General features: G+C 66.6%; 24 protein-coding genes. 16 read left to right on the top strand and 8 right to left on the bottom strand.

The window, feature by feature from the left end; genetic code table 11:
- Positions 1-172 precede the first annotated feature (172 nt).
- Complete coding sequence (locus ACRAQ3_RS19160) at positions 173-1,114, bottom strand: PDR/VanB family oxidoreductase (protein ID WP_432256790.1); 942 nt, start codon at positions 1,112-1,114, stop codon at positions 173-175.
- 2 nt (positions 1,115-1,116) lie between these two features.
- Positions 1,117-2,454, bottom strand: a complete 1,338-nt coding sequence (locus ACRAQ3_RS19155; protein ID WP_432256789.1) for an NAD(P)/FAD-dependent oxidoreductase — start codon at positions 2,452-2,454, stop codon at positions 1,117-1,119.
- A 124-nt stretch (positions 2,455-2,578) separates the two neighbouring features.
- Between ACRAQ3_RS19155 and ACRAQ3_RS19150 the strand changes: the two genes are divergently transcribed.
- From ACRAQ3_RS19150 to ACRAQ3_RS19125, 6 genes are all read left to right on the top strand, one after another.
- Complete coding sequence (locus ACRAQ3_RS19150; RefSeq protein ID WP_432256788.1) at positions 2,579-3,502, top strand: LysR substrate-binding domain-containing protein; 924 nt, start codon at positions 2,579-2,581, stop codon at positions 3,500-3,502.
- 88 nt (positions 3,503-3,590) lie between these two features.
- Entirely contained in the window at positions 3,591-4,745 is a 1,155-nt protein-coding gene (locus ACRAQ3_RS19145; protein WP_432256787.1) for an aromatic ring-hydroxylating oxygenase subunit alpha, read from the top strand.
- Complete coding sequence (locus tag ACRAQ3_RS19140) at positions 4,742-6,193, top strand: aldehyde dehydrogenase family protein (RefSeq protein WP_432256786.1); 1,452 nt, start codon at positions 4,742-4,744, stop codon at positions 6,191-6,193. The genes ACRAQ3_RS19145 and ACRAQ3_RS19140 overlap by 4 nt, the downstream gene beginning before the upstream one ends.
- 3 nt (positions 6,194-6,196) lie before the next feature.
- Positions 6,197-6,448 (top strand): hypothetical protein, encoded by a 252-nt coding sequence (locus ACRAQ3_RS19135; RefSeq protein ID WP_432256785.1) that lies wholly within the window; start codon positions 6,197-6,199, stop codon positions 6,446-6,448.
- Positions 6,439-6,783 carry a cupin domain-containing protein gene (locus tag ACRAQ3_RS19130; protein WP_432256784.1) on the top strand — a complete coding sequence of 115 codons (345 nt, stop codon included), beginning with the start codon at positions 6,439-6,441 and terminating at the stop codon, positions 6,781-6,783. The genes ACRAQ3_RS19135 and ACRAQ3_RS19130 overlap by 10 nt, the downstream gene beginning before the upstream one ends.
- Before the next feature lie 101 nt (positions 6,784-6,884).
- Positions 6,885-8,564 carry a BCCT family transporter gene (locus ACRAQ3_RS19125; protein ID WP_432256783.1) on the top strand — a complete coding sequence of 560 codons (1,680 nt, stop codon included), beginning with the start codon at positions 6,885-6,887 and terminating at the stop codon, positions 8,562-8,564.
- A 147-nt stretch (positions 8,565-8,711) separates the two neighbouring features.
- Here the strand turns inward: ACRAQ3_RS19125 and ACRAQ3_RS19120 are convergent, their stop codons facing one another.
- The 6 genes from ACRAQ3_RS19120 to ACRAQ3_RS19095 are packed head-to-tail and all read right to left on the bottom strand — an operon-like array spanning position 8,712 to position 15,139.
- Positions 8,712-9,794 carry an ABC transporter ATP-binding protein gene (locus ACRAQ3_RS19120; protein WP_432256782.1) on the bottom strand — a complete coding sequence of 361 codons (1,083 nt, stop codon included), beginning with the start codon at positions 9,792-9,794 and terminating at the stop codon, positions 8,712-8,714.
- Between the two features lies 1 nt (position 9,795).
- A complete protein-coding gene (locus ACRAQ3_RS19115; protein WP_432256781.1) occupies positions 9,796-10,782 on the bottom strand; it encodes a levansucrase in 987 nt (328 codons plus the stop codon).
- Positions 10,783-10,807: 25 nt separating this feature from the next.
- Entirely contained in the window at positions 10,808-11,686 is an 879-nt protein-coding gene (locus ACRAQ3_RS19110; RefSeq protein ID WP_269396717.1) for a carbohydrate ABC transporter permease, read from the bottom strand.
- The gene (locus ACRAQ3_RS19105) at positions 11,686-12,762 is read right to left on the bottom strand and encodes a carbohydrate ABC transporter permease (RefSeq protein WP_432256780.1); all 1,077 of its coding nucleotides are present in this window, start codon (positions 12,760-12,762) and stop codon (positions 11,686-11,688) included. Before ACRAQ3_RS19105 ends, ACRAQ3_RS19110 begins: the two co-directional genes overlap by 1 nt.
- A gap of 57 nt (positions 12,763-12,819) precedes the next feature.
- The gene (locus ACRAQ3_RS19100) at positions 12,820-14,079 is read right to left on the bottom strand and encodes a sugar ABC transporter substrate-binding protein (protein ID WP_269396715.1); all 1,260 of its coding nucleotides are present in this window, start codon (positions 14,077-14,079) and stop codon (positions 12,820-12,822) included.
- A gap of 25 nt (positions 14,080-14,104) precedes the next feature.
- Positions 14,105-15,139 carry a LacI family DNA-binding transcriptional regulator gene (locus ACRAQ3_RS19095; protein ID WP_432256779.1) on the bottom strand — a complete coding sequence of 345 codons (1,035 nt, stop codon included), beginning with the start codon at positions 15,137-15,139 and terminating at the stop codon, positions 14,105-14,107.
- A gap of 431 nt (positions 15,140-15,570) precedes the next feature.
- Here ACRAQ3_RS19095 and fucP point away from each other — a divergent pair, with 431 nt between their 5' ends.
- The 10 genes from fucP (at position 15,571) to pcaG (ending at position 25,620) form a co-directional block, all read left to right on the top strand.
- Positions 15,571-16,863 (top strand): L-fucose:H+ symporter permease, encoded by a 1,293-nt coding sequence (gene fucP / locus ACRAQ3_RS19090; protein ID WP_432256778.1) that lies wholly within the window; start codon positions 15,571-15,573, stop codon positions 16,861-16,863.
- Positions 16,864-16,937: 74 nt separating this feature from the next.
- Positions 16,938-17,864, top strand: a complete 927-nt coding sequence (locus ACRAQ3_RS19085) for a LysR family transcriptional regulator (protein ID WP_432256777.1) — start codon at positions 16,938-16,940, stop codon at positions 17,862-17,864.
- 120 nt (positions 17,865-17,984) lie between these two features.
- Positions 17,985-18,980: a tripartite tricarboxylate transporter substrate binding protein gene (locus tag ACRAQ3_RS19080; protein WP_432256776.1), complete on the top strand. Its 996-nt coding sequence runs from the start codon at positions 17,985-17,987 to the stop codon at positions 18,978-18,980.
- A gap of 101 nt (positions 18,981-19,081) precedes the next feature.
- The gene (locus tag ACRAQ3_RS19075; protein ID WP_432256775.1) at positions 19,082-19,600 is read left to right on the top strand and encodes a tripartite tricarboxylate transporter TctB family protein; all 519 of its coding nucleotides are present in this window, start codon (positions 19,082-19,084) and stop codon (positions 19,598-19,600) included.
- On the top strand, positions 19,597-21,120 hold the full coding sequence (locus ACRAQ3_RS19070; RefSeq protein WP_432256774.1) for a tripartite tricarboxylate transporter permease: 1,524 nt from the start codon (positions 19,597-19,599) through the stop codon (positions 21,118-21,120). The genes ACRAQ3_RS19075 and ACRAQ3_RS19070 overlap by 4 nt, the downstream gene beginning before the upstream one ends.
- Positions 21,121-21,139: 19 nt before the next feature.
- A complete protein-coding gene (locus ACRAQ3_RS19065) occupies positions 21,140-21,973 on the top strand; it encodes a shikimate dehydrogenase family protein (protein ID WP_432256773.1) in 834 nt (277 codons plus the stop codon).
- A 2-nt stretch (positions 21,974-21,975) separates the two neighbouring features.
- Positions 21,976-23,868, top strand: coding sequence for a bifunctional sugar phosphate isomerase/epimerase/4-hydroxyphenylpyruvate dioxygenase family protein (locus ACRAQ3_RS19060; RefSeq protein ID WP_432256772.1), 1,893 nt, complete (start codon positions 21,976-21,978; stop codon positions 23,866-23,868).
- Between the two features lie 20 nt (positions 23,869-23,888).
- A complete protein-coding gene (pcaC, locus tag ACRAQ3_RS19055; RefSeq protein WP_432256771.1) occupies positions 23,889-24,242 on the top strand; it encodes a 4-carboxymuconolactone decarboxylase in 354 nt (117 codons plus the stop codon).
- Positions 24,239-25,018, top strand: coding sequence for a protocatechuate 3,4-dioxygenase subunit beta (gene pcaH / locus ACRAQ3_RS19050; RefSeq protein ID WP_269396700.1), 780 nt, complete (start codon positions 24,239-24,241; stop codon positions 25,016-25,018). Before pcaC ends, pcaH begins: the two co-directional genes overlap by 4 nt.
- The gene (pcaG, locus tag ACRAQ3_RS19045; protein WP_269396699.1) at positions 25,018-25,620 is read left to right on the top strand and encodes a protocatechuate 3,4-dioxygenase subunit alpha; all 603 of its coding nucleotides are present in this window, start codon (positions 25,018-25,020) and stop codon (positions 25,618-25,620) included. The genes pcaH and pcaG overlap by 1 nt, the downstream gene beginning before the upstream one ends.
- Positions 25,621-25,630 lie beyond the last annotated feature (10 nt).

Genomic DNA, 25,630 nt, shown 5'->3' with positions numbered 1-25,630 from the left:
TCGGCCCGCCGACACCAGTCAGGCCAGCCAAGAGCTACACCACGTCGTGGGACACGATCGAAGAAAGAGTCGCGCCGCTGCCCTATCATCTACTCGATCGCACCATTCCACTAACAAGCCGAGCCATATGAATGCTCCTGCTTTGGTCTCGTATAGTACACGTGAGACTGTCCTACAGGTCCAAGACCAATCGTGCCGATTTCGCCCGCGACACGCAGATGCACATGAAGGCGTTGCCGGCCTGCTCCTCGGGGGTGAGGACCCCGTCGCGGTGATCGATCTCACCCTCGATCACGTCGGTCATGCAGGCGCCGCACAGCCCCTCGGCGCAGCCGAACTCGATCGGCAGGCCGTGGTCGCGCAGCACGCCCAGGATCGATTGGTCGGCACCCACGGGCAGCACGGTGCCGCAGGAGGCGAGTTCGATCTCAAACCCGGCTTTCGGTGCGGCGTTCGCATCGCTCGTCGCGGCGAAACGTTCGAACCGGACCTTGCCCCCGCGCAGTTTGCCCTCGGCAGCCAATACCGCGTTCAGCATTGGCTCGGGGCCGCAGCAATAGACGTCGCCTCCGGGCGGCACGGCGCGCATCAGGGCCGGGATGTCGCACAGCCCCTCCGCATCGTCGCAATGCAGCCGGTAGCGGTCGCCGAGGTTCAAGGCTGCGAAACGGTCATGCAGCGCGGCATCGGCCCGGCTGCGCACCAGATAGACGACGCGCAGATCGGCGCCCCGTTTCGCCAGTTCTCGCGCCATGGCAAGGATCGGCGTCGCGCCGATGCCACCCGCGATCAGCGTCGCGTGAGCCACGCGGTCCTGAAGGGCGAAATGGTTGCGCGGTTTGCCGAGCGGCACCATGTCGCCGATCTCCAGCGCATGCATCGCCAGCGAACCGCCTCGTCCCGCAGCCTCGCGTTTGACTGCGACCTCAAGCCAGTCGCCGCCCCCGTCCCAGTCGCACAGCGAATACTGCCGCACCAGATCCGGCCCCAGTGGGACGTCGATATGCGCGCCGGGCTCAAGGCCAGAAAACCGGCCTGAAAGAGGGGCAAAGCGGAAGGACGAGATCTCCGCGGAAAGGTCGGTCTTCGCGACCAGCTTGGCAAACAAAGTCATCCTCAGATCTCCTTTCGTGCTTCCCACGCGGCGAGTCTCAGCCGCGCCTTGACGCCGTAGCCCACGAAGGGGCGCGGCGGGTTGCGAACCGGCATGTCCGAGACCGCGATCATGTCCGACAGCAGGTCGCTGTCCTGCCCATGCGCCGCCTCGGCCAGCAGCCGTCCCGAGATCGTGCCGCGCGCCACGCCGACGCCGTTGTGGCAGGACGAGCCCCAGACGCCGGGCTCCATCTCACCGAAATAGCTGACATGGTTGCGGGTGAGCGCGCAGACCCCGCCCCAGGTGCTCTCGAACGGGATCTCGGCCAGCGCCGGAAACCGCCGCGCCAGCGCGAGGCGATGGCTGCGCCGGACCTTGTCGAGCGCGCGGGGGCTGGCGCCGTAATCGCCGAGATAGTCGTACTGGTTGCGCACCAGAAGCCGCCGGTCGCGGGTCATCCTGAGCGTGGTGCCGCCCGGATCGGCCGGGGTCAGCCCCCAGTCGAGCCTGCCGCCATAGTTGGCAAGCTCGGCGTCGGAGAGCGGCCGGGTCAGAGAGGCGAAGGTCGCCACCGGCACCACCCGGTTACGAAGCCAGCCAAACTCGGGTGTGAAGGCGTTCATCGCCGCGACGATGCGGCCCGCCTTCAGCACCCTCGCCCCCTCGGGGCGCGCGAGGTGGAGCGCGAAGCCGCCCCGCCGTTCGATCCGGGTCACCGGGGTGGCGTCGAGTAGCGCCACGTTGCCGGGAAGAGCGCTGGCCAGACCGCGCACCAGCCGCACCGGGTTCATCAGCATGCAGCCCGGCGTGAAGATCGCGCCCGCGTAATGCGCCGTGCCGGTAATCGCGGCGACCTGCGCGCGGTCGAGCATCTCGTAGCCCTGCTCGATGCTGTCGAGCGCGCGAGCGAAGACCGCCATGTTGGCGCTGCCGCTCGCGCCGATCGCGGCCTGCAGCTTGCCCGCCGGCGACCAGTCGCAGTCGATGCCGTGGTCGCGCACCAGACGGTCGAGATCGTCGCGCGCGGCGGTGTTGAGCCGGACCACGCGGCGCAGGCGCTCGGGGTCGTCATGTTCGAGGTCGAACTTGTGCGGCAGGTCGATCACGAAGCCCGCATTGCGGCCCGAGCTGCCCCAGCCGACCGGCTTGGCGTCGATCAGCGCGATTTGCGCGCCGGGGTTCAGCTCGGCCAGACGCCGCGCGGCGGCGAGGCCGGTGAAGCCGGCGCCGATCACCGCCCAGTCGACGCCATCGGGCGTCTCGGCGGTGCCCATTTGCATGATTTCGGCGCGCGACACCCAGCCCGAGGGCGTGTCGGGGGGCGGGCGGCGATGGATGGATCGGGCGGCTGCGGTCATGTCGGGTCTCGCTCGGAATGATGGCCGCAGACTGCGCTCCAAGCTTCATCCGCTCAACGCGCGAAAAACTCGCTTTGGCATGAGCTGCATTCACCTATAGGGTGGGAGGCCGAGGGGGGAGACCATGTCCAGACGCTTCTACGACCTGCCGCCGCTGACCACGCTGGCCGCCTTCGAGGCGGCGGCGCGGCATCTGAGCTTCAAGAACGCCGCCGCCGAGCTGAACGTGACGCCGGGCGCGGTCAGCCACCAGATCAAGGCGCTCGAGGCGGAGCTTGGCGCGCCCCTCTTCCTGCGCCGGCACCGAGGTGTCGTGCTGACCGATGAGGGCGACCGGCTGTTCGCGACGCTGGCGCAGTCCTTCGTGTCGATCTCGCAGCGGCTGCGCGAGATCCGCGGGCGGCAGGCGCAGGCAACGGTGACGGTCGGCGCGAGCACGGCGGTGGCGAGTCTGTGGATGACCCGGCTGCTGTCCGAGTTCTGGCGCGAACATGAGCAGATCCAAGTCGACCAGTCGGTCTCCGACCACGGCTTCGCCGACGCGCCCGAAATCGACATGTTCGTGCGTTACGGCCGCGAGACCTCGCCGCTCTGGGAGCACCACCCCCTTTACCGCGACGAGCTTGTGCCCGTGGCGAGCCCGGAAATGGCGGAACGGGTGGGGGGTACCGAACTGGCCGATCTCGCGCAGGAGCGCCTGATCTACCTGGATTCGGTCGACCAGAGCTGGACCCGGTGGCAGGACTGGTTCGGCGCGCTGGATTACGCCGGACCCGTGCGGCGGGGCCACAAGGTCAACAACTACACCATTGCGCTTCAGGCGGCGCAGGACGGCGTCGGGCTGCTTTTGGGCTGGCGGCGGCTCATCGACCCGCTGCTGCGCGAGGGGCGGCTGGTGGTGGTCGGTCCGCATGCGCTGCCCGCGCCTCGCCGGTTCCACCTCGTCACACGGCCCGCCGATCAGCTGTCGGACAACGCGCTGGTCCTGCGTGACTGGCTGATCGGGCGGTTGAGCAGAATGGGTGAGGTGTATTCACCTCAGCCTTAGTTTTTGAGATATTGTCCGACGCCCCTTCCGCGCCGATGGTGCCGCCAGTTCCGCAATGGCGGCGTGCCACGACAAAGGAGGGGGTCCCATGAACCAGATGACGCAGCTCGCGCCCGTGATGGCCGATATCGCCCGGGCCAACGGCCTGCCCAACGCCCATTATACCGATCCCGCCCTGTTCGCCGAGGAAAAGCGCTCGGTGCTGTTCGCCAGCTGGTCCGGGATCGGCTTCGGCAAGGACATCCCCGAGGCGGGCGACGCGAAGCCGGTCGATTTCCTGGGCATGCCGCTCCTGATGGTGCGCGACCGCTCCGGCGCGATCGGCGTGTTCCAGAACACCTGCCGCCACCGCGGCATGATCCTCGTCGAGGAGCCGGCCAAGATCCGAGGCGCAATCCGCTGCCCCTATCACAGCTGGTGCTACGGGCTCGATGGCAGCCTGCGCACCACGCCGCATGTCGGCGGGCCGGGGCAGAACACCCATGACGAGGTCGACATCAAGAAGCTCGGCCTGTTCCGCATCCGCAGCTTCGTCTGGCGCGACGTGGTCTTCGTCAACATCGACGGAAACGCCGCCCCCTTCGAGGAGGTGCATGCCGAGCTGATGGCCCGCTGGGCCGAGTTCGACCAGCCGATCTTCCACGGCGGCGAAAGTTCGAGCTTCAAGCTCGAGGTCAGGACTAACTGGAAGCTCGCGGTCGAGAACTACTGCGAGAGCTACCACCTGCCCTGGGTGCATCCGGGGCTGAACAGCTATTCCCGGCTCGAGGATCACTACAACATCGAGCGCGAGGGGCATTACTCGGGGCAGGGCACGCGGGTCTACCGCCAGCTCAGGGACGAAAACGACGCGCGCTTCCCCGATTTCAAGGGGCTGTCGGCGCAGTGGGACGAGGGGGCGGAATATATCGCCGTCTATCCCAACGTGCTCTTAGGCGCGCAGCGCGATCACGCCTTTGCCATCGTGCTGCAACCGGTCGACCAGGAGAACACGGTCGAGCATATCGAGCTCTACTACGCCACGCCCGAGAAGGAGACGCCCGAACTCGACGGTCTGCGCGGTGCCAATGCCCGGCTGTGGAAGACGGTGTTCGAGGAAGACATCTTCGTCGTCGAGGGGATGCAGCGGGGGAGACGCGGCGAGCTGTTCGACGGCGGACGGTTCTCGCCGGCGATGGACGGTCCCACGCACAACTTCCACAAATGGGTCGCGGCCCGGATCGAAGCGGGGCGTGCGTCATGAACATGGTGATCCGGGACGGTCTGGCGCGGAACTTCCTCGCCGGGAGATGGGTCGAGGGCGAGGCGGGCGCGCGGATCGCGGTCGAGGACCCGGCCACCGGCGAGATCGTGGCCGAGATGGCGCGGGCGGGCGAGCGCCAGCTTGCCGCCGCACTGGAGGCGGCGCGGGGCAGCGTCGAACGCGGCGATCTGTCGGCGATGCGCCCCGGCGCCCGCGCCGATCTGATGCGCCGCATCGCCAGCTGCATCCGCGCCATCGCGGATGAGGGCGCGCCGATCCTCTGCCGCGAGAGCGGCAAGCGGCTGTCGGATGCGCGGGGCGAGTTCGAGGAGGCGGCGGCCTATTTCGACTATTACGGCGGCTTGGCCGACAAGATCGAGGGCAAGCAGATCCCGCTCGGCTCCGACTACATCGACTACACCGTATTCGAGCCGGTTGGCATCTCGGCGCAGATCGTGCCGTGGAACTTCCCGGTCTCGCTCGCCGCGCGCTCGCTCGCCCCGGCGCTGGCCGCGGGCAATGCGGTGATCGTCAAGTCGCCCGAACTCGATCCGCTGGCGCTGGCGCTCTTGGGCCGCGCTTTCCAGGAGGCGGGGCTGCCCGAGGGCGCGGTGTCGATCCTCAACGGCATCGGCTCGGAGCTGGGCGCGCGGCTGGTGGCGTCATCGGAGATCGACCAGATCGTCTTCACCGGCTCGGTGCCGACGGGGCAGGCGATCCTGTGCGCGGCGGCCGAGAACGTCACGCCCTCGCTGATGGAGCTGGGCGGCAAATCGGCGGCGGTCGCCTTCGAGGATGCCGATCTCGACCGGCTGGTGGAGAGCGTGCAGGGCGGCATCTTCTTCAACGCAGGGCAGGTCTGCTCGGCCATGTCGCGTCTCCTGGTGCATCGCAGCCTTTACGACCGCGCGGTCGAGGCGGTGGCGGCGTTGGCAGGCGGCCTCGAGGCCGGTCACGGGCTCGACGAGGCGGCGCACACGCCGGTGATCTCGGCCGGCCAGCTCGACGGCATCGAGGCGATGGTCCGCGCGGCGCCGGGGCAGGGGGCGCGGATCGCCGCCGGCGGCGCGCGGCTCGACCGGGCGGGGCATTTCATGGCCCCGACCATCCTCGCCGATGTCGATCCGCTGTCGGACATCGCGCAGCAGGAACTGTTCGGCCCAGTGCTCTGCGTTACACCCTTCGAGACCGAAGCCGAGGCGGTAACCATCGCCAATGGCACCGAGTTCGGCCTTGTGGCGGGCATCTTCACCCGCGACCTCGCCCGCGCACATCGCGTCGTGGGGCGGCTCAGGGCCGGGCAGGTCTTCGTCAACGAATGGTTCGCGGGCGGCATCGCCACGCCCTTCGGCGGTATCGGCAAATCGGGCTTCGGCCGCGAGAAGGGGGTCGAGGCGCTCTACAACTACGTGCGCACCAAGAACGTCGCCATCTCTTTGAAGGGATAGGCCATGGATCACGACCAGCTCGACCGCGAACTGATCGCCGCGCATGAGCGGCAGGACGGCACGGCGTTGGTGCGGCTCTATGGCCTCGCTGGCGATCGGGCCGAGGCGGCAGGCGATATCGACGCCGCCTGCTTCTACCTCACCTATGCCTTCGTCTTCGCGCTGGAGGCGGGCGCGCCCGAGGCGCCGGCGCTCAACCGCCGCCTCGCCGCGCGGGGTCGGGCGCATGATCTGGAGTTTCCCGAATGGGCGTGACCGTCATCCCCGCCGCCACCGTGGGCCTCAAGCATCGCGGCGGTCCGCCGGGCGAGGCCCGGGTCGGCCGCGCCGTCTCAACCGACCTTTCGCCCAGCATGGGCGCGGGCTTCGGTGAATTCGATGGCTGTGCGATCGACTGGACGCTGCTCTACGACGAGATCGTCTACGTCATCTCGGGCGCGTTCCATGTCACCGTCGACGGCCACACCCATGTCGCGCGGGAGGGCGACGCGGTGTGGATCCCCGAGGGCACGCGCCTGACCTATGGCGGCGAGAAGGCGCGGATCTTCTACGCCGTGCAGCCCGGCGACTGGTCTGCGCGCCAAGGCTGAGGGAGGACCCCGCGACCATCCGACGACAACCATCCGAAGGCCCCGGTCGCATGGCGTGCCCGGGGCCTCGTCGAAACAGGCAGCCAGAGGGAGGAGATGCCATGCCGATCAAGCCACCACTGACGAGGCTCGAGATCAGGACCGCCGAAAGCGGGTTCTACAGGGGCTTCACAAAAGACGTCACCATCACTGCAAAGCTGATCATCGGCGCGCTGGTGATCTGGGCCATCGCCTTCCCCGAGCAGGCAGCGGGGTTCCTGGGCCGGATCAACGGCTTCATCCTGTCGAGCTTCAACCACTGGTACATGTACACGACTGCAGCCTTTCTCTTGGCCTGCCTGGTGCTGGCTCTTGTTCCGGCCTCGGGACGACTGCGCTTGGGTCGTCCCGAGGATCGGCCCGAATTCTCGCGCATCTCCTGGTTCTCGATGATGTTCGGTGCCGGGCTCGGCATCGGCGTGCTGACCTATTCCACGGGCGAGCCGCTTTACCACTTCCAGTCCAACCCCGATACGATCGCCGGACTGATCGTGGCCGGTGAGACCGAGACGGTGCGCTCGGCCTTCAAATGGACCTTCTTTCACTGGGGCCTCACCGCATGGGGCACTTACAGCTTGACCGGACTGGCTCTGGCTTACTTCGCCTATCGGCGCGGACTGCCGCTGACGATCCGTTCCGGCCTCGCCTCGCTGTTCGGGCGCAGGCTATCGGGACCCTTGGGTCACGCGGTCGACGTGATCGCGGTAGTGGCAACGGTGCTGGGCGTGGCGCAGACGCTGGGATACGGGGTGGCGCAGTTCGTGGCAGGTCTGCATCGGATCGGTCTCGGTGACTGGCTCCTGTCGACCGGCGCCGACGGGGCCGCGACGCCCTCGGCCGCCGCGATCCTGGTCTCTGTCGGCGTGATCCTTGGAGCCTCGACGCTGTCCGCGCTCTCGGGTGTGGGGCGCGGCATCAAGTGGCTGTCGAATATCAATATGGGCCTGAGCGTGGCGCTGTTGCTGTTCTTCCTCGTATTCGGTGCGACGCTGGCAGGGCTCCAGGCATTCGGGCTGGGCACGCTCGACTACGTTGCTTCGCTTCCTTCGATGGCGCTGTCGGTGTGGTCGGAAGGTGACGAGACCGCGACTGCGCTGGCCGGATGGCAAAGCGGCTGGACCATCTTCTACTGGGCGTGGTGGATTGCCTCGGCGCCTTTCGTGGGGCTGTTTCTCGCACGCATTTCCAAGGGCCGCACGATCCGGGAATTCGTTCTCGGCGCGATGATCGCGCCCTCGGCCATGTGCTTCGTCTGGTTCGCCCTACTGGGCGCCACGGCGATCGACCTCGAGATGTCAGGCCTGGCACAAGGCAGCATTCTCGGCGCACCGGTCTCGGACCAGATCTTCGCCGCGCTGGCGCTGCTGCTCGAGCCCGCCTTCGCCTGGGTCGCCTCCGTGCTGGTGGTGGTGCTGTTGCTGACCTATCAGATCACCACGGCGGACTCGGCCGTGCTCATCATCAACACGATCAACGCTGCCGGTGATGACAGCCCGAAGGCGCGACCGCACATCCTGTTCTGGGGTGCGGCGCTGGCGCTGGTGGTCGGCGCGCTGCTGATCATCGGCGGGCTCGGCGCGATCCAGACGGCGATGGTGATAGCGGCGTTGCCCTTCTCGGTGGTGATGCTGCTGATGGGGCTTTCGCTCTTCAAGGCGATCGGTCGCGATCTGCGCCGCGAGCGTATGGGCCTTCCAACCATCGCGGAGCCGATCGCTTCGGCGTTCGCACCGGTGACTTAAACTGTCGGCCCCGTTGCCTGTGTAGCCAGAATGCGCAGACAAACGGGGCCGCTGAAACTACGGGTAGTCATTGGTGTGTTATCCCGCGCGTACCATTCGAGGGAACGAAACCTTGAGAACCACTCCCGAAGCTGCTGCTGCTCCTGATCAGGTCTGATCGGGGGCTCCCTTGAACAAGTGCGTCTGCTCGGGGCGGAAGGTCAGGCTCACCTCCCGGCCGCGCTCGAACACCGCGTCCTCGGACAGCGCGGCAATCAACGGGCTGCCATCCGTCAACTCGAGATCGACCACAGTTTCCGAGCCGAGCCGCTCGGTCAGCTTCACCTTGCCATGCAGCTTGCCTTCGGACGGATCGAGCGAAGGGTGCAGGTATTGCGGCCGGAGCCCGAGCGTCAGTTTTTCGCCTGCCCGCAGCCCCTCGATCTGGCAGGGCAGCTCGATCGGGTCGAGCGCGGGGTTCTTCACCACCGCCGCGCCGGCGCGCGCCTCGGCCACCTCGACCTCGATCAGGTTCATGGATGGTGCGCCGAGGAACTTGGCCACGAACAGGTTGGCGGGGTTGTGGTAGAGATCCATCGGCGCGCCGACTTGCTGCACCTCGCCATCCTTGAGTACCACGATCTTGTCCGCGAGCGTCATCGCCTCGACCTGGTCATGCGTGACGTAGATCATCGTGGTCCTCAGCTCCTTGTGGAGCCGGCCGATCTCCATCCGCATGTCCATCCGCAGCGCCGCGTCGAGGTTCGAGAGCGGCTCGTCGAACAGGAACACCTCCGGTTTCCGGGTGATGGCGCGGCCGATGGCAACGCGTTGGCGCTGGCCGCCCGACAGCTGCGAGGGACGCCGGTCGAGCAGGTGCTCCATCTGGAGGATGCGTGCCGCCTCCTGGATGGCCGCCTCCTTCTCGGCCTTGGGGGACTTGGCGACGGTGAGGCCGAAACCGATGTTTTCGCGCACCGTCATGTGCGGGAAGATCGCGTAGCTCTGGAACACCATGGCGATGCCGCGTTCCTTGGGCTGCACCTCGTTGACGACCCGCCCTCCGATCTCGAGCGTGCCGCCCGAGATCGTCTCCAGCCCGGCGATCATCCGCAGGAGCGTGGACTTGCCGCAACCCGAAGGCCCGACGAAGACGACGAACTCGCCATCCTCGATCTCCAAGTCCACGCCCTTGATGACCTCGGCCGAGCCGTAGCTTTTGTGCAGGTCCTTCAGCTTCACCGTCGCCATGTCATTTCCCCCTGTCGGACGCTTCGATGTAAAGCAGTTTCTCGGTGTCAACTTTCACCGGCACCGGGTCCATCACGTAGCCGCCGAAGTTCTCCTTGCCGCCATCGCGGAAGCCCATCAGCACCGGCCCCGTTTTGGTCATCAGCACGCGGGCCGCGTAGCGGTAGCAGGGTAGATCGCCGTCGAGGAAACCAGGCGCTACGCGCCAAGGGCCACGCGGGCTGTCGCCTACGAGGTAGTGGTTACCGGTGACCGGTGCGGTGCCGGCGTTGGCGCGGCGCTCTTCGGACCAGTGCTCTGCGGCGGTGCAGAAAAGACAGTACCAGCGCCCCTCGATCTCGAAGAGTTGCGGCACCTCGAGCTGGCCGTAGCCGCCGACGAAGACCGGCGGTTGCAGTGTCCACTCGTAGAGGTCAGGCGAGGTCGCAAAGCCGATCGCGCCGCCTTCGTTGGCCTCCTCGATGCCCGGTGCGCGGGCGGTGAAATACATCAGCCACCCTTCGCCGTCCGGGTCCTTCATGACGAAGGGGTCGCGCATCGCCCGATCATGCCAGTGGCCGACCGCATGCTCGGCCTCGTAGTGGCTCGCGTTCGGCCCCTTCATGTCGAGGCAAAGGCCGGAGCCCACACGCTCCCAACTGTGCATGTCGGCCGAGGTGGCGTGGCCGATGCGCTGGTAGAGCCCGTTCTCGGCCGAACCGCCGCCCGTATAGAACAGGTGCCAGAGCCCGTCGGGCCCCTGGATCACCGACCCGGTCCAGGTGGTGGTGTCGTCCCACGCCGGCTTTGGTGCGGGCTTCAGGCACGTGCCGAGATGCTCCCAGTTCACCAGGTCGTCCGAGACGGCATGGCCCTGGCTGACGTTAAAGTGGCGCAGGTCTGGGTCCCCGAGCGACTTGTCCGCCTTGAGGAAATAGCCGTGCCAGCGCTGCCCGTCATGGGCGTACCAGCTGTCCCAGATCCACTGGTTTTCGAGTGCGAGGGTCATGTCGTGTCCTTGCGAATAAGTGGTGTCAGCCCTTCACGCCGGTCGAGGCGATCGAGGAAATGAAGGCGCGTTGCAGCACGAAGTAGAAGGCGAGCACGGGCAGGGTGATCAGAGACAGGTAGGCCATGATCTCCCCCCAGGCGCGGTTGAGCTGGAAGAAGTACTGGAGACCCACCATGACCGGGCGGTAGCCCTCCTCCTGCACCACCATCAAAGGCCAGAGGTACTGGTTGTACATCACCAAGAACTTCAGGATCGCCGCGGTTGCCAAGACCGGGCCGGAGAGCGGCATGACGATGCGGCGGTAGATCATCCACCAGCTCGCGCCCTCGACCCGGGAGGCCTCGATCAGCTCGCGCGGCAGGTCGCGAAAATACTGTACGAAGAGGAAGATCGTCAGCCCGTCGGAAACGAAGGGCAGGATCTGCACCCGGTAGGAGTTGAGCCAGCCGGTGGTGAACCCGTCGAGCCCGATCCAGGGCAGCTGGTTGACGATCAGCAACAACGGGATGGCGATGGTCTCGAAGGGCACGATCAGCGTGGCGAGAATGATCGACAGCAGGAGCCCCGACCCGCGCCATTCGAGGAACACGAAGGCGAAGGCGGCGAGCGAGCACACGAGAAGCGACAGCACCACCGTGACTGCCGTCACCAGCACGGAGTTAAAGATGAAGAGCCCAACCGGCGCGCGCTGGAAGGCCGCGGCGTAGTTGTCGAGGGAGATGTCGCCCACCGGCAGGAAGGCTCGCAGGCTGCCAGTATCCGACAAGAGCTGCTGGTCGGGCTTGAGGGAACTCACGACCATGAAGACCAGCGGGAAGATGAAGATCACGGCGATCAGCACCAGCACCGCGTAGCGCACGGCCAGTCTGAGACCGCGATTGGACGGATCGATCTGGGCCATCAGTTCCGCTCCCGTGTCAGGTATCGCTGGATCAGCGAGATGGTGAGAACCAGCAGGAACAGCAGCACCGAGATGGTCGAGCCGCCGGAGATGTCCTGCTTGCCATAGCCGCGTTCCACGGCTTGGAAGACGATGGTCTGGGTGCTGTCGAGCGGCCCGCCGCCGGTCATCACGTCGATCTGCGCAAAGAGCGCGAAAGCCTGCATGGTGATGACGATCAGGATCAGCACGGCGGTGTTTCGCAGCCCCGGCCAGGTTACGTAGCGAAAGGTCTGCCAGCGTGAGGTGCCTTCGATCTCGGCCGCCTCGTAGAGCGTCGGACTGATGGTCTGGAGCCCGGCGAGCCAGATCACCATGTGGAAGCCCACCGCCTGCCAGATCGACATCGCCATGATCGCCGGCAGCGCCGTGTCGGGATTGCCGAGCCAGTCGACCGGCTCGAAGGCGCCGAAGGTGATGGCCGAGAGCAGGTTGTTCAGAAGCCCGTCATTGCCGTCGTAAATGAAGCGCCAAAGCAGGGAGACGACGACGATCGAGACCACGACCGGCATGAAGTAGATCGTGCGGAAGACGTTGATGCCTCTAAGCCGTTGATTGATCAGCAGCGCCAGCACCAGCGCCAGACCCGCCTGCACCGGCGCCACCACCGCGACGAAGGTGAGTGTGTTGACCACCGCCTTCATGAAGACCACGTCGCGCGCCAGCAGCACCACCCGGTCCTCGCCCCATTGCCAGCTCGTCCATTCGCGCATGCCGTCGAGATGGGCGTAGTCGGGGTTGCCGCGAGTGAAGCCGCGCAGGCGCGGATACTCGATCGCGCCATCCTCGTCGCGGATCACGGCGCCCGCATCGTCGCGCTCGGGCTCCAGCGTCAGCACGCCCACCCCCATGAGCTGGCGATAGTTGTCGAAGCCGACCCATTCGGTCGGGTTGGGCGAGATCAGCCGCTGGTTGGTGAAGCTCAGCCCAAAAGCAAAGAAGAAGGGCAGGATGATGAAAACAGCGATCAGCCCGAAGCCCGGCAGCGCCATGGCCCACCCGGCCCGGTTCGATTGCGTCAGTTTGGAGCGGGACATGGGTCACCTCGTCTCTGGGTCCGGCCCCCTCGGGAGGAAGGGGGCCGGAGGGGAGGATCAGTGGCCGTAGCCCTGGTTGCGCTCGATGTCGGCGTCGATCTCGTCGACCGCCGCGTCGAGCGTGTCCTGCACGTCGGCGCCGTTGGCGATGTCGGCGAGCGCCTTCTCGAACACCTTGGCGGCGACAACGTAGCCCGGCGTCACCGGGCGCAGCTTCGCTTGGCTTTCGGAGAGCTCGTAGAACGCCGCCATCGGGCCACCCTCTTTGTAGTTCTCGGTCATTTCGGCCGCGCTCTCGGTCGGCGGGATCAGCCCGATGCCATTCGAAAAGGCGGCGAGGTATTCGTCTTGCAGTGCGAACTCGATAAAGGCTGCTGCCCCCTCGGGATGCTCCGAAGTTGCCGAGACCCCGAACTGCCAGCTTGCCGCGCCGATTACCGGGCCGTTGCCGAAATCGGGCGCGGGCAGAAACAGCGTGTCATCGCCATATTCGTTGAGGATGTTCAGCGCGGCCCAGTTGCCGTTCCAGCTGATTGCGTATTTGCCCTCGACGAAGCCGTTGTCGCGATCGGCGGGGTCCTGGCTGGTGCCAGGCACCAGGTCGCGCTCGAACAGCGATTGCCACCATTCGCCGAACTCGACCGCTGCGTCGCCGTTCAACGCGCCTTCAGCGGTGGAGTAGGTCTCGCGATCGACGATGTCGCCGCCGAAGCTCTGAAGGAAGGGTGAGAAGGCATAGGGATACCACTCGCCGGTCCAGGCCATGCCGAGATCGAGAGGATAGGCAAACTCGCCGCTCTCCTTGATCTTCACCAGCGCCGCGTCGAACTCCTCCAGCGTCCAGGGCTCTTCGAGCGTCGGCACACGGATATCGAACTGGTCGAGATAGCTCTGCCGCGTCACCATCGCCACGGCGGCGTCCCACAGGCCGATCGAGTAGAGCTCTCCATTCCACTCGCCCTTCGTTCCGGGCAGGAAGTTCTCGATCAGGCTCTCGTCGATCGGCAGCGGTTGCAGGTAGCCCGACCAAGCCCAGTTCGGCATGACGGGGCCGTCGACATCGAGGATATCCGGCAGGTTGCCCGCGAGCGCCGCAGCGATGACGCTGTCGTTGTAGCTGCCCTGCGGGAAGCTTTGCAGGCTGACCTCCCACTCGTCCTGACTTTCGTTGAAGTCGCCGACGATGCGATTGATGATCTCGCTTTCGACCTCGTTTCCGGCGCCGTGATACCACATGCTCAGTTCGGTCTGCGCGGCCGCACCGGTGGCGAGGGCGCTGGCGAGGATCGTGCCTGCCATCAGGTTCGTTCTGGTCATCTTCGGGTCTCCTCCCTGTTGGATGTCAGTGTTCGGTGACGGATTGGCGCCAGCACACCGGGCCGCCGATCAGTTCGACTTCGGCCGGTACGGACGCCCCCGCGATCAGCGAAAGAAGGCGGCGCGCTGCCGCCTCACCGATGCCGCGGTAGTTCAGGTCCGCCGTGGTGAGCGGCGGGTACAGCGTCTCGGAAATGACGCGGTAGTCGTCGTAACCTGCGACGCAGATCTCCTGCGGCACGCGGATGCCGCGGTCTCGCAGTTCCCCATAGAGCCGGAGCGCCAGTTCATCGTTGCCGCAGCAGATCACCGTCGGGCGATCCTCAAGGGCCAGCAGTCGGTCGAGCGCCGGTGCGATGAATGGCTTGGGCCCTTCTCCGTGATCGGCGAAGCCTTCCGCCACCAGCGCCGGGTCGAAGGAAATGCCCGCGGCCTCCAGCGCCTCGCGGTAACCCCGGCTGCGCAGCTCCGTCGCGATCATGCCCTCGGGCAGAGTGAGGTAGGCGATCCTGCGATGGCCGGCCGAGATTACGCGTTCGACAAGCGCATGCTGGCCTGCCTGGTCGTCGGGCAGGATCGCAGGTGTGCCGATTGCATCGAAACAGTTGGCGAGCACCAGAGGCGTGCCGCGCGGGTCGAGCGTCTCGATCCGCTGGTGGTGATCGGCGACATAGATCAGTCCCTCGACGCGGTGCTGCGCGAAGGTCGCCATCAACTCCGCAGCCCGGTCCGCCTCGCCGCCGGTATCGGCGATCATCAGGGTCATCCCGGCCTCGGCGACCTCGCGCTGGATCGCTTGGACGATGAACAGGTCCGGAAGGCCGGACGGCCCGGCGCTCCCGTCGCCGCGCGAGATTGCGCCGGTAATCAAGCCGACCAGGCCTGACCGGCTGGAGCGCATCGTCCGCGCCGCACGTGAAGGGCGGTAATCGAGTTCGCGGATAGCTGCCTCGACCGCCGCACGTGTTTTGAGCCCGACCGGCGCATCGCGGTTGATCACCCGCGAGACCGTCTTGGGCGACACGCCAGCCTGCTTTGCAACGTCGTAGATCGTAGCCACTGCGTTCCTCGCCCGTACCGCACCGTTCAGAGCCATATGACATCGGTGTCATGACATCGGTGTCATAGCAGGGCGGATTCCGTTTGGTCAAGCCTGTTTGGATTGCGTTCACTGGCGCGCGGCATGTCGGTTGTTTGGTCTTTCCCACCCACATGCGACTGCCCTGCCATTTTCACGACCAGGTGCCGGTTGCGAATCAGAGAGACGCGCATTGCGATTTCGGCAGTTGTGAACCGTCCTCGGGGAGGCCCCCTGCCACCGTGGCGCGGGACATGATCCTTAATTCATCACTTCACGAGAAATATTATGCCCGCAACCGACGACTCGGGCCCTTCGGCACTGGCATGTCCCGGCGGACGCTTCCAAAAGGCGCCGCGCAACCGCGGCCCCACGTATCGCCGCGGTGCCCGGAGGCTCGAGAGGGAGAACACATGAACCAGCCGACACGATTTCTGCATGCCGGCATGAAGCTGCCCTTCATGCTCATCGTCACCTGTTTTGCCGCCTGGGGCATCGCGGCCAACATGACCGACCCACTTGTGCAGGTCTTCTCCAAGATATTCTCGATGAGCGCCTTGCAGTCCTCGCTGGTGCAGTTCGCCTACTACGGCGCCTATTTCTGCCTTGCCCTGCCGGCAGCCTTCATCAACCGACGTTACTCCTACAAGACCGGCATCCTGGTCGGGCTGGGCTGCGCCATCGCGGGCGCCTTCCTGTTCTATCCGGCCAGCATCGCCATGACCTATGGCTTCTTTTTGGTGGCGCTGTTCCTGCTGGCGGGCGGGCTGTCGATCTTGGAGACGTCGGCCAACCCCTTCGTCATCGCCATGGGACCGGAGGGCAACGCCACGCGGCGGCTCAACCTCGCCCAAGCTTTCAACCCGGTCGGCACCAATATTGGCGTGTTTCTCTCGGCGGCGCTGATCCTGCCCAACCTGAACACTGCCGATGCAGACGCGCGCGCCGCGATGGGAGCGGACGCGCTGCGGGCGCTGCGCGCCGAGGAGTTGCAGGCGGTGATGGTCCCCTATGTCGGATTTGCCGTGGTGCTGGTCGCGATCTGGATTGCGATCGCGCTCAGCCGCATGCCCACGCCGAGCGAGCGCGAACTCGAGGCCGGACATGAGCTGCATTGCCGAGCAACGCTGAAGCGGCTTCTGAAAAACCGCCATTACAGCTTCGGCGTGGTGGCGCAGTTCTTCAACGTCGCCGCCCAGACCTGCGTCTGGACCTTCACCCTGCAATACGCGATGGCGGCGATCGGCACCGACGAGGCCGGGGCCGGCTGGTATCTGCAAGCCAGCCTGCTGGTGTTCCTTGTATCGCGCTTCGCGATGGTCTGGGTGATGGGTTTCGTCCGGCCTGCGCTGCTGCTGGCCGGCTTGGCGCTGACGGGGGCAGGGCTTGCGCTCTACGCCGCGCTGGTGCCGGGCCTGTCGGGCCTGTGGGCCGTGGTGATGATCTCGGCCTGCCTGTCGCTGATGTTCCCGACCATCTACGGCATCGCCCTCGAGGGGCTGGGCGAGGATACCAAGTTCGGTTCGGCCGGGCTGGTGATGGCGATCCTGGGCGGCGCGTTGCTGCCGCTGGTGCAAGGCGCGGTGATCGATGTCGCCGGCGCGACCTTCTCCTATGTGGTGCCGGCCGCGGCCTTCCTGGTCGTGATGGGATACGGGCTGTTCGACTTCGCCGCCGTGCGGCACGGGGCGGCCCGGACGGCCTGAAGGCGGCCGAATTTCGCAATTGCCCCGCCCGCCGTGTTGTCTAACCCTGTGCGGCGGACGGGGAGGAGTACGACATGCGGGACATGACCCTGCGTCAGGTCGAGGTGGTGCGTGCCGTGATGATGACCGGCACCATCAACGGCGCGGCCACGCTGCTGGGTGTCTCGGCGCCCGGCATCAGCCGGCTGGTCAAGCACACCGAGGAGTCGCTCGGGCTGCGCCTTTTCGAGCGCAAGGGCGGGCTGTTCGTGCCATCGGTCGAGGCCGGGCCGATCTTCGAGCAGATTGGTCGGGTCTACCACAATGTCGAGAACCTGACCTATGCGATCGCCTCGCTCCAGCGCGGCGAGGACGCGCGGCTGGCCTTCGCCTCGGCCCCCTCGATCGCCCAGTTCATCGCCGCGCGGGCGATCCGGCGGCTCAGGCGGCGCTGGCCCGATCTCTACATCGATCTCAACATCCTCAAGATCGAGGAGACGCTCGACTACCTGCTTCTCGAGCGGGGCGAGTTCGTGATGATGAGCTATCCTGTCGAGAACCCCGCCATCGAGAGCGAACCGGTGGCGACGGGGCGGCTGGTGGCGGTGGTGCCTGACGAGCACCCGCTGGCCGCGCGCAAGTCAGTCTCAGTCCACGACCTCGCGCGCGAGCCGCTGATCGGGGTCGATCCGGCCGATCCCTACGGCGCGATCCTGCTCGCCCCTTTCAAGGCGGCGGGGCTGGATCCCCCTCAGTCGATGCGCGGCCGCTTCGCGCAAACGGTGGTCAGCCTCGTGCGCCACGGGCTCGGCGTGGCGTTGATCGACGAATTCTCGGTGGCCGAGGTCTACATGCCCGGGCTGGTGCGGATCGCGCTCCAGGAGGACAGTTCGATCACCGCCTATGCCTGCCGAAAGAAGGGTCGGGTGCTGTCGAGTTTCGCCGAGCAGGCGATCGCCGATCTGCGCACCGAACTGACCCGCGCAGTGTCGCGGCAGGATTGGGCCGGTCCAATGAATTAACATAAAGTTAACGAGTGGCTCATCTCGGCATTTGACGTTATGGCAGCGTCGAAGCCATGATGCTTCTTGTCGTACGGGCATGGGAGCGCCCGGCACATAACCGATCCTTGGGAGGATGATATGAAGACGCTGTTCACGGGCGCGCTGGCCGCGCTTGCCATCACCACCGCTCCGGCGCTGGCCGAATACCCGGAGAAGGAGATCCAGGGCATCATCCAATGGGGCGCCGGCGGCTCGACCGACACGGTGATGCGTGCGGTCACTCCCCATGCCGAGGAGGTGCTTGGCGGCAAGGTGGTGATGCAGAACATGACCGGCGGCGTTGGCGCCATCGCGGTCAAGTTCGCCTCTGCCCAGGACGCCGACGGCTACACGCTGCTGATGGGTGCCGAGAACCCGCTCCTCTACAAGGTAATGGGGCTGGGCGACATCGACTATTCCAGCTTCGTGCCGGTCAACGTGATTGCCCGTGGCGTGCCGATCCTGGTGGCCAACAACGATGCGCCGTTTGACACGCTCGAGGAGATGGTCGCCTATGTGCAGGAGAACCCGAACGAGGTGAAGTTCGGCTCCACCGGCCCGGGCGGGCTGCCCTCGGTCGTCACCGCTATGCTGCAAAGTGAGATCGAGCTGCCGGTGACGGCGGTCCCTTATGACGGCGACGGCCCGGCGCTGACCGCGCTGCAGGGCGGCGCGATCGACGTGATGCCGGCCGTGCTCGGCGCCTCAATCGAGGCGATCAAGGCCGGCCGCATCAAGCCACTGGCGCTGATCGATACACAGGCGAACGAAGCTCTGCCCGACGTGCCGCCGATCACCGAGGCCTACCCTGGTTTCGAGACCTACCTGCCCTGGGGCCCGTTCTTCGGTGTCTTCGTCAAAGAGGGCACACCCGACGATGTGGTCGCCAAGCTCTCTGAGGCCTATGCGGCGGGCGTCGAGAACGCCGATTTCCAGCAGCTGATGGACGACCGCGGCTTTCAGGTGATGAACATTTCCGGCGACGAGGCGCAGGAGTTCCTCGACAAGTGGCAGTCCGTGACCAGCTGGCTGGTCTACGACGCCGGCATTGCCAAGGCCTCGCCCGAGGAATTCGACATCCCGCGTCCCGAGTAACGCGGACCGGCGGGCCGCCGCGCGCGGCCCGCCCCCTTTCGGGGCCGTCCCGGCCCGTCCATTCCCTTTCCCGCGTCCATGCCCCGCCAGGGAGGCGATTCATGCACGATCCATCCAAGAAGATGCCCGGCGAGACCGCCTTCGCGGTGGTCCTCGTCGGGTTGAGCGGCTTCCTGCTGTGGCAGGCGATCCTGATCTCGGGCTTCGAGGCGCTGTCTTCGCCCGGGGCATTCCCGATGGCGGCGGCCTTCGCGATGCTGGTGACCTCGGTGGCGATCCTGATCAAGACGCTCAGGCTGCGCGAACGCGCGGCGCTGAGATTCTTCTCGGACGTGACGCCGCCGGTGATCCTGGCGATGTTCGCGATGATGCTGGGCTATGCGCTGCTGCTGAAGCCGCTGGGGTTCCTGCCGACATCGCTCCTGTTCCTGACCGTGTCGATCTTTGCGCTGCGCCGCCGGGGCCTGCTGTGGTCCTTCGGCGTCTCGCTGGCCTCGCTGGCCTTGGTCTATGTGATCTTCCGGCTGGTGTTCACCGTGTTGATGCCGTCGGGGATCGTGCCCGAGGGCGAGATCCTGGCCTGGCTGGGCGACCTGTTCTCCGGGGGTGATACGCAATGACCGAAGCGCTGCAATTCTTCCTGATCTCCTGGCTTGACCTCAAGCTTCTCGGGCTGGTCGCACTTGGCACCTTCGCAGGCATCTATGTGGGCGCCATCCCCGGCCTGTCGGTGACCATGGCGGTGTCGATCCTCATCTCCTTTACCTTCGCCTGGGACGTCTACCCGGCGCTGTGCCTGATGGTCGGCATCTACATGGGCGGGGTTTATGGCGGTTCGCGCACCGCGATCCTGCTGAACATCCCCGGCGCGCCTTCGGCGATCGCCACCGCGCTCGACGGCTACCCGCTGGCGCAGAAGGGGCAGGCCGGTGAGGCGATCGGGCTGTCGACCGTCATGTCCTTCGTCGGCGGCTTCATCGGCATCGGCGTCCTGGCAGTGGCGGCGCCTTTCGTGTCGGAGTTCGCGCTGACCTTCCAGCCGCGCGATTACATGCTCTTGGCGATCCTCGGCATCCTGCTGGTCGGCTCGCTCTCAGGTGAGAGCCTGCTCAAGGGGGTGTTCGCGGGCGCGCTCGGGCTCCTGATCGGCGCGGTCGGCCTCGACCCGCTCACCGCCGAAGAGCGCTTCACCTTCGGCATGGTCGAGCTGTGGGGCGGGATCTCCTTCATCGCGGTGATGATCGGGCTGTTCGGCGTCTCCGAGGCACTGACGCAGCTGCATTACATCGACAAGGCCGCCGTGAAGCAGACCATCGGTCGGATCGTGCCGTCTTGGCGGGCGGTGGGTAAATACCTGCCGCTGTCGCTACAGACCTCGTCGATCGGGGTGATCATTGGCGCGCTACCAGGCACGGGCGGCGACATCGCGGCGCTGATGGCCTACGACCACGCCAAGCGGGTGACAAAGAAGCCCGAGGTCCCGTTCGGCGAGGGCGCGGCCGAGGGACTTGTGGCGCCCGAGACCGCCAACAATGCTGCCGTCGGCGGCGCCTTCATCCCGATGCTGACGCTGGGCATTCCGGGCGACGCGGTGACCGCGATCATCATCGGCGCAATGTTCATTCACGGGCTGAACCCGGGGCCGATGCTGATGATCGAGCAGCCGCAGATGTTCTGGTTCATCACCGGGGCGCTGGTGCTTGCCAACATCTTCATGCTGGTCTTTGGTCTGACCGGAATCCGGTTGTTCACCAAGATCGTCGAGATGCCGCGCGCGGTGCTGATCCCGCTGATCCTGCTGCTGTCGATCGTCGGCGCCTATGCCGTGAACAACTCGATCACCGACGTCTACTGGATGCTGCTGTTCGGCGCCTTCGGCTACCTGCTCAAGACCTATGGCTACCAGGTTGGCCCCGTCATTCTCGGCGTGATCCTGAGCCGGCTGATCGACGAGAACTGGCGCCGGGCGATCATCTCCGAGCAGGAGGATCTGGGAAGGCTGTTCATGGGCATCCTCACCAGCCCGCTGTCGCTGGTGCTGTTCGGCGCCGTCGTCTTCATCTTCATCAGCCAGACCCCGCTCTGGACCGGCTTGCGCGCTCGCTTCGGCACCGCGCGGGCCCGGGGCGACGGGGTCTGACATGCCAAGGGACCATACCATGCCAGGCGACACGCTCCGTCTCGGGTTGATCGGCGACAACATCCGCGCCTCGCGCTCGCCGCTGCTGCACCGCATCGCCGGCGAGATGCTGGACATCCCGACCGTCTATGACCGCCTGATCCCCGCCGATCTTGGGGAGAGCTTCGACGCGGTATTCGCGGACTGCGCCGCGACCCGGCGCGGCATCAACGTCACCTATCCCTACAAGGAGGTGGCGGCGCGCAAGGTGACGGTCGAGGACCCGCTGGTGCGCGCCATCGGCGCGGTCAACACGGTGCTGTTCGAGGCGGAGGGTCCCAAGGGACACAACACCGATTTCACCGGCTTCAAGGCGGCCTATGCACGGGTGCGGGGCGACGCGGCGCCCGGCACGGTGCTGATGATCGGCACCGGCGGGGTGGGCCGGGCCGTGGCCTTCGGCCTCGCCGGGCTGGGTGCCGCGACGCTGCGGCTGATCGACCGCGATCGGGCCAAGGCCGAGGCATTGGCGTCCGAACTCGGCGCCGCCGCGCCTGCGATGGCCGTCGAGGTGGCCGAGGAGGCCGAGGCGGCGGCAGAGGGCGCCGACGGCCTGATAAACTGCACGCCGCTTGGCATGGAGGGCTATCCCGGCTCGCCGCTGCCGCGCGCCGCGATGGCGAGGGCCTCCTGGGCCTTCGACGCGGTCTACACGCCCGAGGACACGCAGTTCCTCACCGATGCAAAGGCGCAGGGCCTACATGTGATCTCTGGCTGGGAGCTGTATTTCTACCAGGGCGTCCACGCCTCGAGACTGTTCACCGGGCAGGGCCTCGACGAGGCCGCGCTGCGTGCCCGTCTAAGGGAGGACTGACCATGCGCCGTTCCATCGCCACCGTTTCCGTTCCCGGCACCCTGCGCGAAAAGCTGGAGGCGATAGCAAGCGCCGGCTTCAACGGGATCGAGATCTTCGAGCAGGACTTTATCGCCGAGGCGGGATCGCCCGCCGAGATCGGCGCGATGATCCGCGACCACGGTTTGGAGATCGAGATCTTCCAGCCGTTCCGCGATTTCGAGGGCTTGACCGGCGCCCGCCGGACCAAGGCATTCGACCGGGCCGAGCGCAAGTTCGACCTGATGCAGGAGCTGGGCACTGATCTGGTGCTGGTCTGCTCTTCGGTCGCTCAGGATGCCGTGGGCGGCATCGATCGCGCCGCCGATGACTTCCGCGAGCTGGGCGAGCGGGCGGCCAAGCGCGGGCTGCGCGTCGGCTACGAGGCGCTGGCCTGGGGGCGGCACGTCAACGACCACCGCGACGCCTGGGAGGTGGTCCGCCGCGCCGATCACCCCAATGTCGGATTGATCCTCGACAGCTTCCACACGCTCGGCCGCAAGCTCGACCCCGAGACGATCCGCCGGGTGCCGGGCGACCGGATCTTCTTCGTGCAGCTCGCCGACGCACCGCTGATCGAGATGGACCTGCTCTACTGGTCGCGCCACTTCCGCAACATGCCCGGCGAGGGCGATCTCGACGTCACCGCCTTCATGCGCGCGGTGATGGCCACTGGTTATCGCGGCCCGGTCAGCCTCGAGGTGTTCAATGACCAGTTCCGGGGCGGCCGACCCGAGACCGTGGCCCGCGATGGCTACCGCTCTTTGGTGCATCTGATGGACCGGGTGCGCCGCGAGGAGCCGGGGGTCGATGCAGGCCTGCCCGAGATGCCCGACCGGATCGCCGCCACCGGGGTCGAGTTCGTTGAGTTCGCCACCGGCGCGCAGGAGCGCGACGCGCTGGCCGCGCAGCTCGCCACGCTGGGCTTCGCGCGCACCGGGCGGCACCGCAGCAAGTCGGTCGAGCTGTGGCAACAGGGTTCGATCCGGGTGGTGGTCAACACTGAGACCCACGGCTTCGCCCACAGCGCCTACGTCACCCATGGCACCGGCATCTGCGACATCGGCATCGGCGTCGAGGACGCGGCCGCGACGATGGCACGGGCGCAGGCGCTCGGCGCCAACCCGTTCCACCAGCCGGTGGGGCCGGGCGAGACCGACATCCCGGCCATTCGCGGCGTCGGCGGATCGGTGATGCATTTCATCGATCACAGCGCCGATCTGGCCGGCGTCTGGGAGCGCGAGTTCGAGGCCGAGGACGAGAGCGGCGCGGCGCAGGGTGCCGGGCTGACCCGGATCGACCATCTGGGCGAGACCATGGCCTATGACGAGATGCTGAGCTGGGCGCTGTTCTACACCTCGATCTTCGATCTGGGAAAATCGCCGATGGTCGACGTGGCCGACCCCGACGGGCTGGTCCGCAGCCAGGCGATCGAGGCTCCGGACGGCGCGCTGCGGTTGACGCTGAACGGCGCCGAGACCCACCGCACCTTTGCCGGGCGTTTCCTCGCCGACAGCTTCAACTCGGCGATCCAGCATTTGGCCTTCGCCTGCGATGACATCCTCCTCACCGCGCGGGCGCTGGCGGCGCGCGGCTTCGAGCCGCTGCCGATCCCGTCAAACTATTACGACGACCTCGCCGCGCGCTTTGACCACGAGCCGGGCCTGCTCGACGCGCTGCGCGACGCGCAGGTGATGTATGACCGCGACGCGCAGGGCGAATTCTTCCAGCTCTATTCCCGGCCCAGCCCGGGCGGGCTGTTCTTCGAGATCGTCGAGCGGCGCGGCGGCTATGCGGGCTATGGTGCCCCGAATGCCCCATTCCGCATCGCCGCCCAGAAGCGCTTAGTTAGACCGAAAGGGATACCAAGATCATGAAGAGTATCACGGATGCTGGTATGACGACGCGGCGTCGGGTGCTGGGCGATGCGCATGTCGACCGGGCCGAAGCGGCCAAGACCGAGTTCGACGCGCCGTTCCAGGCGATGATCACCGACGCGGCGTGGGGCCATGTCTGGAGCCGCGGCACGATTAGCCTGCGCGAGCGCTCGATGTTGACCATCGCGCTCTTGGCGGGCTTGGGCAACGACCACGAGCTGGCGATGCATGTCCGCGCCACCGCCCGGACGGGCGCGAGCCGCGAGGACGTGCTCGAGGCGCTCTTGCATGTCGCCATCTATGCGGGCGTGCCGCGCGCCAACCACGCGATCGCCATCGCAAAGAAGACCTTCGATGAGATGGAGGCGGCATGAGCGCGTTTCAGCAGAAACAGGCCGTGACCCAGACGCCGGGCGGCCATGTCGCCCCCGGCGGCGGTCTCTATGCCCGCGACCGCGCCTGGCACCCGGCGGCGCTGACCCCGGCCTACAAGACCTCGGTGGCGCGCTCGCCTTCGCGCGCGCCGATCTCATTCCCGACGACGGTGAGCGAGGAGACCGGTCCGGTATTCACCCGCGACCTGCTCGGGTCGCTCGATGCCGACCTGATCCACAACTATGCCAAGTCGCCCGAGGGCGCGATCGGGCCGCGGATCGTGGTGCAGGGGCGCGTTCTCGACGAGGACGGACGCGGCGTGCCACATTCGCTGGTCGAGGTCTGGCAGGCCAATGCCGGCGGGCGCTACCGCCACAAGAAGGAGGGCTATCTTGCCCCGCTGGATCCGGATTTCGGCGGCTGCGGGCGCTGCATCACCGACGAATTCGGCAATTACGAGTTCCGCACCATCCAGCCCGGGCCCTACCCGTGGCCCAACGGGCCGAACGACTGGCGGCCCGCACATATCCATTTCTCGGTGTTCGGGCAGAGTTGGGGCCAGCGGCTGATTACCCAGATGTATTTCGACGGCGACCCGATGATCTGGCACTGCCCGATCGTCGGCACCATTCCCTCGCGCGAGGGGATCGAGAGCCTCGTTGCCCGCCTTGACATGGCGGCGACGATCCCGATGGACGCGCGGGTCTATCGCTTCGACATCGTGCTCAGGGGGCGGCGCCAGACCCTGTTCGAGAACCGCATGGAGGGGCTGTGATGCAGCGGATCGAGCGGCTGAAGGAAAGCCCTAGCCAGACGGCGGGGCCCTATGTGCATATCGGCGCGCTGCCGAATTTCGCAGGCATCGAGGGGGTTTACGCGCAAGACCTCGGTCACCGGATGATCCTGGGCGACGCCCGGGGCGAACGGATCACCTTGCGCGGCACGGTCTATGACGGCACCGGCGCGGCGTTGAGGGACGCGATGGTCGAGATCTGGCAGGCCGACGCCGCCGGCAAATATGCCGGGCAGGACGGCGCCGATCCCGCCTTTACCGGCTGGGGCCGGCAGGCGGGTGACATGGAGACCGGCGAGTTCGCCTTCGAGACCCTGAAGCCCGGCCCGGTGCCGTTCCGCGACGGGCGGCTCATGGCGCCGCACATCTCGGTCTGGATCGTGGCGCGCGGCATCAATCTCGGCCTGCAGACCCGGATCTATTTCGCCGACGAGCAGGAGGCCAACGCCGCCGACCCGATCCTGTCGCGGGTTGAGCACCGCGACCGGATCGGCACGCTGATGGCCCAGCCCGAAGGCGACGGCACCTATCGCTTCGACATCCGTCTTCAGGGCGAGGACGAGACGATCTTCTTCGACATCTGAGGAGCCTTGC

Source organism: Limimaricola sp. AA108-03, assembly GCF_050847355.1.
Taxonomy (GTDB): domain Bacteria; phylum Pseudomonadota; class Alphaproteobacteria; order Rhodobacterales; family Rhodobacteraceae; genus Limimaricola.
Note: the sequence above shows the minus strand (reverse complement) of the source record. Positions and strands in the feature narration are given on the sequence as shown.